Genomic DNA, 16805 nt, shown 5'->3' with positions numbered 1-16805 from the left:
GAAAAACCCGCTGCAGGACCACCCTCTCCGGTCCGGCAGCGGGTTTTCCCGTGCGCTGTCCCCTACAGCTTCTCCATCGGCACCCCGCCGATGAGCATGAGCCGCACCGTGCCGTTGGTGCCGAAGTCGATCGTCACCGTGGCCTTCACACCCTTGCCGTCGACGCTCTTGACCGTGCCGAGACCGTACTTGTCGTGGTTGACCCGGTCACCGACCTCCAGCTCCAGCGGCTTGCCCGCCGGACGCAGCAGCCCGCCGCCACGCGACGGCGACGACGAGGCACCCGACGAACGCTGGGACGACTTCTGGAACGACTTCTGGGAACCGCCCCGGGAACCGGACCAGCCGCCACCGCCGAAGCTCGTGCCGTCGGCGTAGCCACCGGAGGAACCCCAGCCGTCCGACCAGGCCGGTGCGGGCTCCTCACGGATCCAGTCGACGAGTTCGCCGGGGATCTCGGCGAGGAACCGCGACGGCGGATTGTTCTGCGGGGTGCCCCAGCTCGACCGCGTCATCGCACGCGTCAGGTACAGGCGCTGACGGGCACGGGTGATACCGACGTAGGCCAACCGCCGCTCCTCCGACAGTTCCGTCGGGTCGCCGAGGGCGCGCATGTGCGGGAACTGGCCGTCCTCCCAGCCGATGAGGAAGACCACCGGGAACTCCAGGCCCTTGGCGGTGTGCAGGGTCATCAGGGTGACCATGTCCTGGTCCTCGGCGGGGATCTGGTCGGCGTCGGCGACCAGGCTGACCCGCTCCAGGAAGGCCTGCAGACTCCCCGGCTCCGGCTCGCCCTCGGCGAGCACGGCGCCCTCCGCGGCGTTCTCCGCAGCGCCGTCAGCAGCACTCTCCGCCTGCGCGGAAGAAGCCTGCGAAGAAGCCTCCGACGGCATCGCCTCGTAGGCGGCGAGGTTCACCGCCTCCTGGGAGAACTCGTGGCCCACGGACACCAGCTCGTTGATGTTGTCCAGGCGGGTGCCGTCCTGCGGGTCATTGGAGGACTCCAGCTCGGAGGCGTAGGAGGTGAAGTCCAGCACCGCGCGCACGACTGCGCCGACGTCCGGGATGCCCAACGACTCCCCGTCGGAGGTGCGCATCACCGCCGACTCCGTCTCGGTGCGCAGCCCGTCCATCATCTCCAGGAAGCCGGCGATGGCGTTGCGCCCGCGCGCGCTGAGCCCCGGCACCTCGCCACGTCCGGCGGCGGCGAGCCCGGCGGCGAAGCTCAGCCCCATGTTCTCGGCGTGCACCCGAACCTGGGAGAGCGCCCGGTCACCGATACCCCGGCGCGGGGTGTTGATGATGCGGCGCAGGCCCATCGTGTCGTCCGGGTTGTCGAGCACCTTGAGGTAGGCGACGATGTCGCGGATCTCCTTGCGCTCGTAGAACCGGGTGCCGCCGACGACCTTGTACGGCAACCCCGAGCGCACGAGCACGTCCTCCACCACACGCGAGGAGTTGTTCGTCCGGTACATCACGGCGATGTCGCCGTAGGTCGCGTCACCCCGGTCGACGAGCTCGTCGACGGTCTGGGCGATGAACCGGGCCTCGTCGTGCTCGTTGTCGGCGACGTACCCGCCGATCAACGCGCCGTCGCCGGAGTCCGTCCACAGGTTCTTGTCACGACGGCCCTGGTTCCTGGCGATCACCGAGTTCGCCGCCGACAGGATGTTCTGCGTGGAGCGGTAGTTCTGCTCCAGCAGGATCGTGCGCGCGTGCGGGTAGTCGCGCTCGAACTCCTCGATGTTGCGCACCGTGGCCCCGCGGAAGGCGTAGATCGACTGGTCCGCGTCGCCGACCACGCACAGCTCGGCGGGCTCGGCACCGGGTGCCGCGCCGTCCCCGTCCCCGCCGACGAGGGTGGACACCAGCACGTACTGCGCGTGGTTGGTGTCCTGGTACTCGTCGACGAGGATGTGGCGGAAGCGCCGCCGGTAGTGGTCGGCGATACCGCGGTTGTTGCGCAGCAGGCCCACGACCTCACCGATGAGGTCGTCGAAGTCCACGGCGTTGGCCTGCCGCAGACGCACCTGGTAATCCCGGTACACCTGGGCGATGGTCTCCCGGTGCCGGTTGCCGTCCTCCTGCGCCTCGGTGAGTGCGTCCTGCGGGTCCTGCAGTTCGTTCTTCCAGTTGGAGATCACGCTGAGCACCGCACGCGGGGCGAACTCCTTGGCGTCCAGACTGCGGTCGCGCAGGATCATGGTGACCAGACGCTTCATGTCGTCGGAGTCGTAGATCGTGAAGTTCGAGTTCAACCCCTCGACCAGCTGGGCGTTGGCGCGCAGGATGCGCACGCACACCGAGTGGAAGGTCGACACCCACATACGTTCGGCCGCCGGGCCGACGAGTCCGCCGATGCGCTCGCGCATCTCCGCGGCCGCCTTGTTGGTGAAGGTGATCGCCAGGACCTGCCACGGGGCCACCCCACCGGCCAGCAGCCAGGCGATACGCCGGGTGAGCACACTGGTCTTTCCGGAACCGGCGCCGGCGACGATGAGCAACGGCGAGCCGGTGTGCGTGACCGCCTCACGCTGCGCGGGGTTCAACCCGTCCAGCAGCTGGTCGCGGGTCTGGGTGCTCATCACCCGCCCCGGTGCCGCCCCGTCGACCGACGGGTCGCCGGACGGATCACGCGGTGCTGCGGCGACCTGCGGCAGGGGTGCGAGGTGGGAGGCGTTCTCCGACATCTCGGCGAGCAACGCGGCGGCGTCCTCCGGCGGGCCGTCCTCCTCGTCCGGCGGCGGCTCCCACAGGCCGTCCTGACCGTCCCACGGCCCGGGCGGCGGCTCCGTGGGCAGCGGGATCTGATCGAAGGGGTCGGACTGGCCCGGATTCACTGTCGCGTTCTCCTGTCGGTTGGGGTCACGTTCACCCTACAACCCCGCACGGACGTAGAATCGCCACCATGACAAACGACATGGAGTTCTCCAGCGGGACCGATGATCCGTTGTCCGACGCCCAGATCCAGGACTACCGCAAGGAGATCAACGAACTGGACCGGACGATCATCGAGGCGGTCAAGCGCCGCTCGGAGATCTCGAAGATCATCGGCCGCACCCGCACCGCCTCCGGCGGGACGAAGCTCGTCTACTCCCGTGAGACGGCGATCCTCAACCAGTTCCGCGCCGAGCTCGGACCGGAGGGCATCGCCATCGCGAACTCCCTGCTCCAGCTCGGCCGAGGCCGGCTCGGTGCCTGATCAAACCAGCCTGATCAAACCAGCCTGATCAGCCCAGACGCAGCCCGGCGCCGACCCCGCCGGCGGCGTCCATCTCGGCGGCGACGGCGTCCCAGCTGCTCGCCACGACCGGTGAGTGCATGGGGCCCTGCAGCGGGGTGGTGCAGGACGGCAGTCCGGCGAACCCGCCGCTGAGCAGGCCGACCAGCCGGCCACCGGCGTACACCGGTGCGCCGGAGTCTCCGTGGGAGGCGCAGACGTGCATCACGAAACCGGTGTCCGAGGTCGCGAACTGCGGCCCGCAGGACGTGCCGGTGGCGATGCCCGTCTTGCACACCTGCGCGCCCGCCGCCGGCTGGCCGCCGCCGAGGGCGCTGATGGACGCGGCGTTGTAGCTGCTCGTCACCTGCGCATTGTCGTTGAGCAGGATGACGCCGTTGTCCATGGCCCCGTTGCGCTGGAAGGTGCCGACGACGGTGCCCTCCGGGTCGTCGGCGGAGCGCACCTCGTCCCCGGGCGTCCCGCAGTGCCCGGCGGTGACCGCGACGGCGTTGCCCGCGGCATCGTGGCCGGCGACGGTGGCCGTGCACAGCGACGGGCCGACGATCAGCGGGGTGGACGGGCCGACGAGGACGGCCGGGCGGGCGTCCTGCGCGGCGGCGGGCACCCCCGGGGAGGTGAAGTACTGGCCCTGCACCCGGTGCGGGGCGGGCTCACCGGTGGCGGTGAGGACGTCGTCGACGACCTCACCCACCGAGGGGACCGAAGGCAGCGCAGGCAGTGTTGGCGCAGCAGAGGCGGCCGGGGCCATGAGGCCGCCGATCAGGACGGTGGCTGCGGTGGTCGCCGCGGCGACCGCCAGCCGGCGGAGGATCGAGAGGGTCATGTCGGTCACTTCTTCCCAGCCGAGCGGCGCGGCCATGGTCACTCGTGGCCGGACACGTGAGGATACTTTCTCCCGCCACCCTATCCTCCCGGGTGAGCACCCGGCCCGGTGACGCAGCACACCGCGCCCCTACCTCACCCCCGCGACCACCCCGGCGTGCCTGTTTGTGACCGGGCGGGACAGAAAACGGTATTCACATGACCATATAACCACCTATTCCCCACCATATCGCCATTGACTTCCCACACGTTCCCACAGATACTGGGGACATGTACGCGCCACAGCGCCAGGACGTCATCGCCGGTCAGATCCAGGACCTCGGCGGTGCCTCCGTGTCCGAGCTCGCCGAACGCTACGGCGTCTCGGCCGAGACGGTCCGCCGGGACCTCGACACGCTCGAACGCCAGCAGCGGGTCACCCGCGTCCACGGCGGTGCCGTCCCGTTCCGCGTCCACAGCGGCAACGAGCACACCGTCGCCACCCGCGCCACGTCCTCGAAGGACGCCAAGGTGCGCATCGCCGCCGCGGCCGCCGGACACTTCCCGCCGTCCGGCGGCTCCGTCCTCGTCGACTCGGGGACGACGACCGCCCTGCTGTGCCAGCACCTCGCCGAGCGCACCGACCTCACCGTGGTCACCAACTCCGTCCTGCTGTCCTACGAGCTCTCGCTGCAGGGCCCGACCACCGACGGCCGTCGGCTGCACCTCGTCGGCGGGCGGGTGCGTGGCATCACCCAGTCCGTCGTGGGGGCGGAGTCGGTGTCCGGGCTGCGTGGCCTGCGCGCCGACGTCGCCTTCCTCGGCGCCAACGGCGTCACCACCGACTTCGGCTTCTCCACCCCGGACCCGTCCGAGGCGCAGACCAAGGCGGCGATGACCGGTGCCGCGCGAAGACGCATCGCCCTGGTGGACCGGTCGAAACTCGGAGAGGAACTGCTCTGTGCCTTCGCCACCGTCGACGACGTCGACCTCCTCATCACCGACGCACCCCCGGACGACCCCGTCGTCAGGGGACTCCGACAACAAGGAATGGACGTGATTCACACGTGATCATCACCGTCACACCCAACCCCAGCATCGACCGCACCCAGCGGCTCCCCGGCCCGCTGGACGTCGGCGGGGTCAACCGGGTCGTCTCCGGGACCGACCAGGCCGGCGGTAAGGGCGTCAACGTGGCCACCGTCGTCCACCACGCCGGTGAGGACGTGGTGGCCGTGGTCCCCGCCGAGCACCACGGCGACTTCGCCGACCTGGTGCGTGCCGGCGACGTCCCGGTGCGTTTCGTCGGCGGCGGCGCGGTGCGGGTGAACCTCACCCTCACCGACGGTGAGGGGGTCACCACCAAGATCAACTCCCCCGGCGACGCGTCCGCCGACGGCCGTTCCCTCACCGACGCCGTGGACCAGACCATGTCGGAGGTCACCGGGCGCGGGGTCAGCGGGCCGCACTGGCTCGTGCTCGCCGGCTCCCTGCCGCCCGGATTCCCCGACGACTGGTACGCGCGCATGACCGCCACCGCCCACGAGCAGGGTTTCCGTGTGGCCGTCGACACCTCCGACGCCGCCCTGGCCGCGCTCGTCGACCTGTCGGACCGCAACCCGGCCGCCGCGCCCGACCTGATCAAGCCGAACTCCCACGAGCTCGCGCAGATCGTCGGCGGCGACGGTGACGCCATGGAGGACGCCGCGGCCGGCGGCGACCTCACCGCCGTCACCGCCGCAGCGTCCTCCCTGCTCGACCGCGGTTTCGGCGCCGCGCTGATCTCCCTGGGCGCCGCCGGCGCACTGCTGGTCACCCGCGACGGCGACAGCGGCGCCTGGTTCTGCCCCAGCCCGAAGGTGTCCGCGGTCTCGACCGTCGGCGCCGGGGACTCCACCCTCGCCGGCTACGTCATCGGCGCCGCCCGTGAGCAGGACGCCCCGGCCAGGCTCGCCCTCGCCGTCGCGCACGGCTCCACCGCCGTCACCCTACCGGGCACCACCCTGCCCACGCCCGACGACCTCCCGTCCGACCTTCCCGAATCAAGGAGAGTATGACAATGACCACGTCACCACCCACCACGCCGGGCGGTCCCGACGACCGACCGGTCATCATCCCCGAACTCGTCTCCCTCGACGCGGACATCCCGGCCGAGAAGGAGGCCGTACTCACCGCCCTGGCCGACCTGCAGGTCAAGGCCGGTCGAGCCTCGGAGACCACGCAGCTGCTGGCGGACATCCACGCCCGTGAGGAGAAGGCCGCCACCGGACTGCCCGGTGGCATCGCCATCCCCCACTGCCGCACCACCGCGGTGGAGGAACCCTCGCTCGGTTTCGCCCGGCTGAAGACCCCCACCGACTTCGGGGCGGACGAGAAGGACGCCGACGGCAACCCGCGCGGCACCGACCTGGTGTTCATGATCCTCGCCCCCGAGGGCGCCGGCAGTGCACACATGAAGGTGCTCAGCACCCTGGCCCGCGCGCTGGTGAAGAAGGACTTCGTCGCCGCACTGCGCGCCGCGGAGTCCGAGGAGGAGGTCGTCACCCTGGTCACCGACGTCCTCAACAAGAAGAAGGCGCCGAAGAAGTCGGCTGAACCCGCCGCGGCGCCTGCGGAGTCGGCGGCGGCTGCAGCGTCTGCAGCACCGGCGGCAGGCGCGTCCCGGGTGGTCAAGCTCGTCGGCGTCACGTCCTGCCCCACCGGCATCGCCCACACCTACATGGCCGCCGACGCCCTCACCCAGGCCGCCGACGCCCGTGACGACGTGGAACTCGTCATCGAGACCCAGGGCTCCTCCGGCGGCGACAAGCTGACCAAGGCCCAGATCGACGAGGCCGACGCCGTCATCTTCGCCCACGGCGTGGGTGTGCGCGACATCGAACGCTTCGCCGGCAAGCCCGTCGTCGACGTGCCCGTGAAGAAGGGCATCTCCGACCCGGACGAACTGATCGACCGGGCGGTCACCGCCTCCACCGCCGACAACCCGCACCGGGTCTCCGCCTCCGGCGGCAGCTCCGGTGACGGTGACGACGAGGACGGCGACGTCGGCTGGGGACGCCGCATCCAGCAGTCCATCATGACCGGTGTGTCCTACATGGTGCCCTTCGTCGCCGCCGGTGGTCTGCTCATGGCCCTCGGCTTCGTGATCGGCGGCTACAACGTGGCCAACGTGTGGCAGGACGTGGTCCAGGACTACTCGCTGTGGGACCTTCCCGAGCGCCTGCCCTACACCCTCGACGGCGTAGAGATGCTGCTGACCGATGAGTCGGGGCTGCGGCTCTACCTCGGTGCGGTGTTCTTCGGTGGCGGTGACGTGGCCATGAGCTTCCTGGTCGCCGCGCTGTCCGGCTATACCGCCTACGCGCTGGCCGGACGGCCCGGCATCGTGCCCGGTTTCGTCGGCGGCGCCATCTCCGTGCTCGTCGGCGCCGGCTTCATCGGCGGCCTGATCACCGGTGTCATCGCCGGCCTGGTCGCGATGTGGATCCAGTCCTGGAAGGTGCCGCGCTGGCTCGGCTCCATGATGCCCGTGGTCATCATCCCGCTGCTGGCCACACTGGTCACCGCCGCGTCGATGTTCCTCCTGCTCGGCCGACCGCTGGCCGCCCTGATGGATGCACTGCAGAACTGGCTGGCCGAGATGTCCGGCTCCTCGGCGGTCATCCTGGGCCTGATCATCGGCCTGATGATGTGCTTCGACCTCGGCGGACCGGTCAACAAGTCCGCCTACCTGTTCGCCACCGCCGGGCTGTCCACCGGTGACACCGCCTCGCTGCAGATCATGGCGGCGGTCATCGCCTCCGGTATGGTGCCGCCGCTGGCGCTGGCACTGGCCACCACCGTGCGCCCGAAGCTCTTCAGCAAGGACGAGCGGGAGAACGGCAAGTCCTCCTGGCTGCTCGGTGCGTCCTTCATCACCGAGGGTGCGATCCCCTTCGCCGCAGCCGACCCGCTGCGCGTGATCCCCTCCATGATGGTCGGTGGCGCCGTCACCGGTGCACTGTCCATGGCCTTCGAGGTCGGGAGCCGTGCCCCGCACGGTGGTATCTGGGTGATGCCGCTGATGGACAACTGGTGGGGCTTCCTCATCGCCGTCATCGCCGGCACCGTGGTCTCCGCGATCGCCGTCGTGGTGGTCAAGCAGGTCACCGGCACCTCGGCACCCGGCGGCGACAAGAAGGCTGCCGACGCGTCCGACGCCGAACAGCCGGCGACCGTGTAGCCGCGACGGTTGAGCGGCTACGCCGCGGCGCCGTTGACGCTCATCCCGCCGTCGGCGTCCACCCGGACGTCGGCGGCGAAGGCGGCGGCAAGGTTGATCCGCTGCCAACTGCCCACCTCACGCCCGTTGGCGGACTGATCGTCCAGCGGGAAACCCGCCGGCAGGGCCGTGGCCGCCAGCACCCGGGCACGCTGGCCCCAGGACAAGTCCGGGAACGCGTTCACCAGCAACTCCGGCGCTCCCTGCGGGACGGTGAGAGCGGCGTCCTGCTCCCCCACACGGCCCATACCCTGGGTCATACGCTCGGTGAACTCCGCGACCGCGACATCCGTCGTCCGGTAGGCCGTGTCCTGCGCGATCGCCTCGGCCAGGGGCCGTCCGGTCCGCCACTCCAGCTCCGCACGGAGTTCCTCACCGGCCCCGGTCAGCACCTCCCGCATGCGCGGGTCATTCCACCGGTCACCCGCGGCAGCCTGGCCGGTCATCCGCCCGCCGATGACGTCCAGCGGGTAGTGCACCCCCATCACCATGCGGTTGTAGCCCGCCTCCGCACCGCGCGCGAGCAGCTGCGGGGCGAGCTCAGGGAGCAGCACCGCCAGCAACGTCGTCGTCCAGCTCGCCTGGTTCGTGTGCCCCGAGGGGAACGCCTTCGATCCGCCGAGCGCGTAGAGGTCCTCGTTTCCACCGCCGGTGTGCTTCGTGATCCTCTCCGGCGCCACCTCGAAGGGGCGGTCGTAACCGAAGATCTCCTTCTCGATCAGCGTGGAACTGGCCAGACCACCGGCCCTCGAGAGGTACCCGGAGTCCATCAGCGCCCGCGTCTTCGGCAGCCGGTTCTCCGCCAGCGCGGTGCGTAGGGCAGAGCCGAGCTCCTCGCCGAACCCGTCCGACAGGGCCGTGAGCAGGTCGCCGTCGTCCGCGGCGGCGTCCACCTGGGCGCGCGCCACCGTCGCGGCGTCCGCGGAGTTGTTGACCCCGACCACGGTGTCCAGGCTCTCCGCCATGACCTCCGGGTGGTTGGCCCGCAGATCCTCGAAACTGCTGACCACCGAGTAGTAGGTGCCGTTGCCGTAGGAGCTGATGTCGGAGACGTACCAGCCGTAGTCCGACGGCGCCAACGGCTGCGGCACCGGGGCACCGGCGTGCTGCACCGGCGGCACCGTCGCCGGGAGGTACTCCCCCACCTGCCCCGCGACGTCCGGAACCTGCGCCTGGGCGGGGACGACGGTCACCGCCGCGCCGGTGGCGAGCACCGTGAGCGCGGTGAGCACGGTGAGCGCTGTGAGCGGGCGGGACGCAGCGGGGCGTCCTGCACTTCTGCGGGACTTTTTCCGTGGGGCGGGCGTTCGGGTACTGGACGGCGTCACCGGGTTCTCCTCTGTCATAACCGTTACCGTGGATCGACCGGACGGGCTGCCGGACAGACCGACGGTACGGGCCCCTGATGACGGGCGTATGAACACCAGGTGGCCCACCGGCGAAACTCGCGCGCCGAGGTCGATACGCGTTCCCCTTCAAAACCGAGGGTGATCTGTGTCACAATAGTAGGGGTATGCGGGCCGCAGACGAACGGCCCACCGCAGTGACAAGGAGGTTGTCATGGCAAACCGCAGGAACCAGGAGTACGTCCGCCACGACGAGGGCGTGTACGGCCCCGGCTCAGTCGCATGGAAGGTCTGGACGTTCCCGGCGTCCGCCCTGCACGGCTTCGCCCGCGCCGTCACCATCGAGCACCTCGACCCCGACCTCGTGGCGGCCGTCGACGACTCCGGACAGGTCGTGCAGCGCACGCCCATCCGCTACGACCGCACCATGGAGTACTTCGCCGCCGTCCTGTTCGCCGACGCACGGACCGTGACCCGGATGTCCGACATCCTCATGAAGGTCCACTCCCGGGCGTACGGGACCAACAAGGTCACCGGCAACGGCTACGACTCGAACAACCCCGACTCACAGTTGTGGATCCTGGTCACCGCATGGCACTCGATCCTCTACGTGTACGAGAAGTTCGGCCCCGGGAAGCTCTCCCGCGACGAGGAGAACGAGTACTGGCAGGCCTGCGCCACCGCCGCGAAGTTCCAGCCCATCGACCCCGCGGACGTCCCCCGCACCCGCGGGGAGGTCCAGAAGTACTTCGACGACTGGCGTGAGCGACTGTCCGCCTCCGAGGCCGCGGTGTTCAACATCAACCACATCCTCAACGGGTTCGAGACCGCGTTCGTGGACCTTCCCAAACCGCTCCGTGCCGTGGTCCGCCCGTTCTTCCGGCGCGGCGTGATAGCCACCTACCCCCGCTGGATGCGCGGCATGATGGGACTCAAGCAGTCCAAGCTGACCGACACACTGATGGTCGCGTTGTGGAAGCCGGTCTTCGCCGCCTTCAAGCACTTGCCCGACCTGGAGATCCTGTTCCTGGAGAACACCTGCCCCCGGGCGGTGCGCTACATCGAGCCGGCGATCCGCGGCATCCCCGCCGAGTCGCCGAAGGTGTACACCCCGGAGGTCGCCCGACGGGAGTGGGGCGACCCGCGCACCCCGCTGGAACAGCAGCAGGACCTCCTGGCCAAGCGCAACGAGGGCGAGGGGGTGAAGACCTACGAGCACAACCACCACGACGAGATCCTCGAGTTCAAGCAGGCCGAGCGGGAGGCGGAGGAGCAGACCGACGGTTCCGGGCTCTCCGCCGCCTCGTAAGGAAAGCCGTCCGCTCTTTTGCTACGGCAGGTCGACCGCGGCGACCGAGCCGTCACGCCGGTGGTCCGCGGCACCGCTGACCCGCGGGTCCTGAACGCGGATCACGCTGAGACCGGAGTCGAAGCGTCCGGACTCCAGGTCGTGACCCCAGTCCTCCAGCAGACCGCGCATCTTCTTCTGCTCGGCGTCGCCGCGCGCGGAGTACACGCTGTTGCGGTTCGTGGCGCCGAAGTTCGGCATACGCACCGCCTCGTCCGGGCTGAGGTCCCAGTCCACCATCGCCACCAGGGCCTTGACCACGTAGGACGGGATCTTGCGCCCGCCGGGCGAACCGAGGGCCATGAGCGGGTCGTCGCCGGAACCGAAGACGAGCACCGGTGACATCATCGTGCGCGGCCGCACCCCGGGTTCGCGGTGGTTCGGTTCGCCGGGCTCCGCGCGGCGGCTGAAGTTGTCCAGGGAGTTGTTCAGGAAGTAGCCGTTCTCCTGCTTCCCGCTGCCGAAGCTACGCTGCAGCGTGGTCGTCAGGCTCGCCATGCTGCCGGCGGAGTCACGCACGGTGACCTGGGAGGTCCCCTGGTCGTCGCTGTCCTCGTACTCGCCGTCCATCCCGCCGAGCTCCTCCGGATCCAGGCCGCTGAGCGTCTTCTTCTGCCGGATGGAGTCCGCGGCGTCGTCCAGGTGGTCCTCGTCGGTGACGATGTCCTCGACGTAGTCCCCGAGGTAGTCCTCGGTAGCCTCGGTCTCCTCGCCCATCCAGGTGTTGGCGTTGGTGAACGCGATGCGTTCGGCCTCCATCACCAGGTGCTGCGCGGTCGCCCGCGGCACCCCGTCCTTCGGGGTCAGCCGGGCCAGGTCCAGCCGGTCCAGGATGCCGAGCGCCTCGGCGACGACCATCATGCCGGTCTGCGTGGAGTCCGGGCCGCACACGGAGTGCCCCTGGTAGTCCACGCACAGCGGGTCGGACGGCTCGATCGGGTCGTCGGTGCCCTTCAGGCCCGCCAGATATTCGGCGTACTGCTCGTTGGTGAGCGTGTCGCCGGCCTCCGGCAGGTCGTCGAAGAGTTCGCTGCGCGCCGACATGGCCTTGGCGAGCCGCTCGGTGACCTCGAATCCCTCCGAGGCCAGCGTCCTCGCCGGGGCCGTCAGGTCCTCCAGCGACTTCGTCCCGAACCGGGCGCGCAACGAGTCCATCAGACGGTCGGTCTGCGGTACGCCCACCGACTCGTCGTCGTAGGACGTGTCGTCCTGCGGCGCGTAGACGGTGCCGTCGAAGCTCTCCGTGGTGCCCGACTGGGCGTCGTGGTAGACCACCAGGCCACCACCGCCCGGGCCGGAGTACTGCGGTTCCGTGAGGCCCAGGACGTACTGGGCGGCGACGACGGCGTCGGCCGCCGTGCCACCGTCGGCGAGCACGCCGCAGGCCGCCTCCGTGGCGGCGGGGTCCGGGGTGGACACCATGCCACCGTCCACGGACCCGGTGGCCTCAACGCCACCGTCACCACCGTCACGGCAGGTGTCGTCCGGCGCCGTCGGCAGCGGGTCCGGGGCCGGGGGTTCGTCCCTGCCTGACCCGCCGATCGTGCACGAGCTGACCATCACGACGACCAACAGTACGCCCGCGAGCTGCCGGAGCTTCAGGCCCACGCCATCACCGGGACCGCGACTGCGGCGCAGCCGGCCAGCGACAGGCCCATGCCCAGCGAGGTTCGTTTCGCCCCGTACTGCACGAGGTCGTTGGCGATGATGGCCGGCAGCACGCAGAACACCACGTTCTGCGGCCCGCCGAAGCGCAGCCCCCACACGGTGGCCGCCACCAGCTCAAGCGCGGTGACCAGGGTGAACGCCAGGGCGCACAGGAGCACGAAGCGGTCCTTGCCGAACAGCGGGACCGTGCGCGAGTACGGCAGGTACACGGCGAGCAGCAGCGTCGCCACCGCAAGCACCACCAGGTACGTCCAGCTCGTCAGCGCGGCGACCATGACGCCCGCGGTGACGTAGCCGCCGGTACGCAGCTTGTGGGAGCGCACCGTGCCCTCCTGCACCAGCACAGCGAAGAGCACCGACAGGGCGCTCATGAGGAAGAGCATCGGCAACGGTTCGACGTCCGCGTGGGTGATGCTGTCGGCCAGGGACAACGGCAGGACCGTGGAGGTCAGCAGCGTGATCGCCAGGCCGAGGACGCCGGTGAGCGGAACCATCCACGCCAACGGGACCATCGAACGCACCACACCCTGTTTGATCAGCGAGTTGCAGATCATGCCGGGCACGATCACGCCGACCAGGGCGAGTCCGTCGCCGGGCACCCCGCCGAGCACCCAGGAGGTGACCGCGAGCCACGCCCACGCCCAGGCCGATGGCGAAGATCTGGCGGGGACGGGGCAGGAAGATCTTCAGGATGACGTACCTGATCAGCAGGTATCCGACGAGTGCGGAACCGAGCGTGGCGAGCACGTTGAGCGGCATGTACAGCGAGGACGCCAGGTAACCGACGGCCAGCGAGCCGCCGACGGAGATCTGCCGGCGCCGGAAGTAGAGGTAGCTCACCAGCAGGCCGGTGAGGAAGGTGACGTGGACGAGGTCGGTGAGGAACCCGTAGGAACCGATGTACTGGTAGGTCACGCCGCGACCGCCTCGATGTGCTCCTCGGCCAGGGCGCCGACATAGCGCTCCATGGCCGTGACGTGCTCGGTGTGGATGTTGACCATGCCGAAGATGGCCACGTCCTCACCCTCGAAACCGGCGCGGGCGCGGGCCACGAGGTCGCGGCCGTCCGCACCCTGCTCGCCGTCGAGGTCGCTGGTGGTGACGATCTTCTCGTCGGGGACGCCGGCGTTGAGCAGCTTCTGGCGGACCACGTCCTGGATCTCGCCGTAGAGCACGACGCGGTCGACGTCGCCGGCCAGGTCGGTGGCGACGAGGTCGACGAACATGGCGGCGCGGTCGGTGCGGTCGGCGCGGTTGTTCAGCGCCACGACCCTGCGGCATGGCGGCAGGTCCTCGTCCAGAACGTCGTGGAAGACCCGCGTGGTGGACTCCCAGTCGTTCACGGCGAACATCGGCACCCAGTAGAACGGGCCGGTCGAGACGTCGCGGACGTGGGCGATGCGGGTGGTTCCCGGGTCGGGCTCGGCGGAGATCATGCCGCGGGCGGCGACGTCGGCGTCGATGCCGAGTGCCTCGGCCACGGCGAGTGCCACCGCCACGTTCTCCTCGAACTGGCGGTAGTCGAATCGGCTGCACAGGCTGCGGGAGAGTTCACTCTCCTGGGCCACGATGAGACGTGAACCGCGGTCCTCGCAGTGCCGGCGGATGAGCCGGACGAGCTTCGGGTCGCGCTCACCGGTGATCACCAGGCCACCCTGGGGCACCGTGGAGCACAGGGACGCCGCGATCTCCTCGAGTGTGTCGCCCATGTCCTCCTGGTGGTCCAGCCGGACGTTGGTCAGCACCGTGATCGGGGAGCGCAGGATCACGTCCTGGCACAGGGACTGGTACTTCGGCTTGACCGCCATGCACTCCACGACCAGGGCCTCGACCGGGTCGTCGGCGCCGTCGATCCACTCGGCGAGGAAGCGGTACTGCTCGTTGATGTTGGCCGGGCCGGTGCGCTTGATGGGGTGCTCGCCGGCCTGGCTGTCGATGACGCACGCGTAGGTGCCGGTGGTCTTCGAGATCGTGGTCTTCCCGGCCTCCCGCAGCACGCCGCCGATCATGCGGGTGACCGTGGACTTACCGCGGATGCCGTTCACGTGGACGTTGATGTCCAGGCTGTCCATCCGCCGACGGTGACGGACTTCCTTACGATGGAAAGCCGCTATCCCGGTTGTCGCAGTCAATGCGGACAGGGACAGAAAAGCGAGCATGAATGAAACTCCTTGGAGAGGATACGTGAGGGGGTATGGCAACGTAACAGGTCCGAAACATTGCCCGAGTTAATGTTTTAGGCTGGTAAAGCTCCAGGTAGGAGCTCCGCACTGTGGGCACACTAACTTGCCTACCCCACCCTTGCAACCCCGGGAGGTACTTTATTCGCGTTAAATGGAACCGGGTTAGCGAGTTTTTTCCGCAAGCGCCGAATATAGGCGCGGTATTGGATTCTGGCTCAATTAAGTTTTCGACACGTATTAAACAAAGCTATTGCGCGGACAGCGCCGAACCACCCGCCCGTGCGTCTGCCTCGGCAAACACCGTCCCGTCCGCCACGGAGACCACGCTCAGACCACTGTCGGTCCCCACGATCTGGCCCGCGACCGTCCCCTCGACGTAGGTCGCGTCACGGCCGGTCGCCCCGTAGTTGTCGGCGTCCACGGCGTCCCGCGCCGTCATCCCCCGGTCCAGGATCCCTACCGTGGTCTTGATCACATAGGACGGGATGGCCCCGCCGCCGGGACTCCCCAGCGCGAGGAACGGCGTCCCGTCGCGGAACACGATCACCGGGCTCATCGCCGTCTTCGGGCGCACCCCGGCCGCCCGCTGGTTCGTCGCCTTCGCCGAGGTACTGAAGTTCGCCATCGAGTTGTTCATGAAGTAGCCGTTGCGCAGCTCGCCGGACCCGAAGTGCTGGTGCAGCGTGGTCGTCACGCTGGCCATGCTCCCGTCTCCGTCACGCACGGTGATCTGCGAGGTCCCCTCCTCCCGGTTGGGCAGGTACGTCCCCGCATCGCCCTTGAGCGGGTCCGGCTCGATCCGCCCCAGCGTGGAGTCCGGGTCGATCCGAGCGGCCTGCTTCTTCAGGTGCTCCGGATCGGTGACCAGGGAGTCCACGTAGTTACGGGAGAGCTCCGGGTCCACCGTGGGGTCCTGCATCCAGGTGTTGCCGTTGGCCAGGGCGAGACGTTCCGCCTCGGTGACCACGTGCTGCGGGTCGTCCCCGAGCTCCAGCTGGTCGAGGATCCCGAGGGCCTCCCCCACGACCATCATGCCGGTACCGGTGGAACCCGGGCCGCAGACCTCGGTGTCGCGGTAGTCGGCGCACAGGGCGTCCTCGGAGGCGATCCGGCCGGAGACCTTCAGTCCGCGCAGGTAGGACGCGTAGGACGGATTGGTCAGCTCGTCCCCCGGCACCGGGAGGTTCGCCGAGGACACCCCCGGCCACGGCATACCCGTCATCACGTCGTGCCGGCGCTTCACCGCCCCCACGAAGCGCTTGCTGGCCTGGAATCCCCCGTCCGCGAGCTCGGCGACGGGCGCCAGGACGTCACTGAACTTCTTCGCCCCGTACGTACCCTGGATCGTGCGCATGAGCTGAGGCGTCTGCGGGACGCCGGAGACACCGGTGCCGTCGTCACCCTGCGGCGCGGGCACCGAGGCGTTCCACGTGCGCGTCTCGCCGGACGCAGCGTCGTGGTAGACCGCGACGGCCCCGCCGCCGGGCCCCGAGGACTGCGGCTCGGTGAGGCCGAGGGTGAACTGTGCGGCGGCGACGGCGTCCGCCGCCGTCCCGCCGTCCGCCAGCGTCCGGCACGCGATGTCGGACGCGTAGGGGTCCGGGGTGACCACCACCGCATCGTCCTTCGCCCCCGTCGCCGACAGCGAGCGTGACACCTGCGTGGAGTCCTCGCACGACTGCCCGGCCTTGAACGACGCCTCCTGGATGGCCGGGCTCGTGGCCTCGGCCCCCGGCCCCCCGTCGGTCCCGGTGCAGGCCGCCAGCAGCCCGACCGTCGTCAACACGGTCACCGTGGTTCGGATGCGCTTCACCGGGCACTCTCTTTCGGGTGTGAGGGTCCTGAAAAATCATATCGGGCTCCCTGCACCCTAACCCATCGCCGAGGCCCGCAGGAGAAAATCCCGCATCGCACCATGGTGCCTGACCTCGCCAGATACCCCGGAGGGTACCCG

Annotated in this window: 12 protein-coding genes and 1 pseudogene; 5 read left to right on the top strand and 8 right to left on the bottom strand. The window is 69.5% G+C overall.

Annotation, left to right across the window (positions count from 1 at the left end; translation table 11 throughout):
• Positions 1 to 62: 62 nt before the first annotated feature.
• The gene (locus ACT3UN_RS15600; RefSeq protein ID WP_444657546.1) at positions 63 to 2585 is read right to left on the bottom strand and encodes a UvrD-helicase domain-containing protein; all 2523 of its coding nucleotides are present in this window, start codon (positions 2583 to 2585) and stop codon (positions 63 to 65) included.
• A gap of 323 nt (positions 2586 to 2908) precedes the next feature.
• On the opposite strand from ACT3UN_RS15600, the gene ACT3UN_RS15595 reads away from it, so the two are divergent.
• Positions 2909 to 3202: a chorismate mutase gene (locus ACT3UN_RS15595; protein ID WP_441579352.1), complete on the top strand. Its 294-nt coding sequence runs from the start codon at positions 2909 to 2911 to the stop codon at positions 3200 to 3202.
• 28 nt (positions 3203 to 3230) lie between these two features.
• Here the strand turns inward: ACT3UN_RS15595 and ACT3UN_RS15590 are convergent, their stop codons facing one another.
• Positions 3231 to 4067, bottom strand: coding sequence for a S1 family peptidase (locus tag ACT3UN_RS15590; RefSeq protein ID WP_441579351.1), 837 nt, complete (start codon positions 4065 to 4067; stop codon positions 3231 to 3233).
• A 269-nt stretch (positions 4068 to 4336) separates the two neighbouring features.
• Between ACT3UN_RS15590 and ACT3UN_RS15585 the strand changes: the two genes are divergently transcribed.
• The 3 genes from ACT3UN_RS15585 to ACT3UN_RS15575 are packed head-to-tail and all read left to right on the top strand — an operon-like array spanning position 4337 to position 8267.
• Positions 4337 to 5116, top strand: coding sequence for a DeoR/GlpR family DNA-binding transcription regulator (locus ACT3UN_RS15585; protein WP_301443928.1), 780 nt, complete (start codon positions 4337 to 4339; stop codon positions 5114 to 5116).
• On the top strand, positions 5113 to 6102 hold the full coding sequence (locus tag ACT3UN_RS15580) for a 1-phosphofructokinase family hexose kinase (protein WP_301443929.1): 990 nt from the start codon (positions 5113 to 5115) through the stop codon (positions 6100 to 6102). The genes ACT3UN_RS15585 and ACT3UN_RS15580 overlap by 4 nt, the downstream gene beginning before the upstream one ends.
• Positions 6103 to 6104: 2 nt before the next feature.
• On the top strand, positions 6105 to 8267 hold the full coding sequence (locus ACT3UN_RS15575; protein ID WP_444657545.1) for a PTS fructose transporter subunit IIABC: 2163 nt from the start codon (positions 6105 to 6107) through the stop codon (positions 8265 to 8267).
• 17 nt (positions 8268 to 8284) lie between these two features.
• Here ACT3UN_RS15575 and ACT3UN_RS15570 read toward each other — a convergent pair whose 3' ends face one another.
• A complete protein-coding gene (locus tag ACT3UN_RS15570; protein WP_444657544.1) occupies positions 8285 to 9652 on the bottom strand; it encodes a phosphatase PAP2 family protein in 1368 nt (455 codons plus the stop codon).
• A 214-nt stretch (positions 9653 to 9866) separates the two neighbouring features.
• Here ACT3UN_RS15570 and ACT3UN_RS15565 point away from each other — a divergent pair, with 214 nt between their 5' ends.
• Positions 9867 to 10961, top strand: a complete 1095-nt coding sequence (locus tag ACT3UN_RS15565; RefSeq protein ID WP_301443945.1) for an oxygenase MpaB family protein — start codon at positions 9867 to 9869, stop codon at positions 10959 to 10961.
• A 21-nt stretch (positions 10962 to 10982) separates the two neighbouring features.
• On the opposite strand, the gene ACT3UN_RS15560 is transcribed toward ACT3UN_RS15565, so the two are convergent.
• From ACT3UN_RS15560 to ACT3UN_RS15540, 5 genes and pseudogenes are all read right to left on the bottom strand, one after another.
• A complete protein-coding gene (locus tag ACT3UN_RS15560; protein WP_444657543.1) occupies positions 10983 to 12608 on the bottom strand; it encodes a gamma-glutamyltransferase in 1626 nt (541 codons plus the stop codon).
• Entirely contained in the window at positions 12599 to 13267 is a 669-nt protein-coding gene (locus ACT3UN_RS15555) for a poly-gamma-glutamate biosynthesis protein PgsC/CapC (RefSeq protein WP_444657542.1), read from the bottom strand. Before ACT3UN_RS15555 ends, ACT3UN_RS15560 begins: the two co-directional genes overlap by 10 nt.
• Before the next feature lie 82 nt (positions 13268 to 13349).
• Positions 13350 to 13508: pseudogene (locus ACT3UN_RS15550) on the bottom strand (poly-gamma-glutamate biosynthesis protein PgsC/CapC); the annotation flags it as partial.
• Positions 13509 to 13579: 71 nt separating this feature from the next.
• Complete coding sequence (pgsB, locus tag ACT3UN_RS15545; protein WP_441579741.1) at positions 13580 to 14740, bottom strand: poly-gamma-glutamate synthase PgsB; 1161 nt, start codon at positions 14738 to 14740, stop codon at positions 13580 to 13582.
• A gap of 358 nt (positions 14741 to 15098) precedes the next feature.
• Positions 15099 to 16664: a gamma-glutamyltransferase gene (locus ACT3UN_RS15540; RefSeq protein ID WP_441583021.1), complete on the bottom strand. Its 1566-nt coding sequence runs from the start codon at positions 16662 to 16664 to the stop codon at positions 15099 to 15101.
• Between the last annotated feature and the right edge of the window lie 141 nt (positions 16665 to 16805).

Origin of the sequence: Corynebacterium sp. AOP12-C2-36, from assembly GCF_052379185.1 — a bacterium.
In the GTDB taxonomy this organism is placed as follows: domain Bacteria; phylum Actinomycetota; class Actinomycetes; order Mycobacteriales; family Mycobacteriaceae; genus Corynebacterium.
This window is presented reverse-complemented; position numbering and strand designations above follow the sequence as displayed.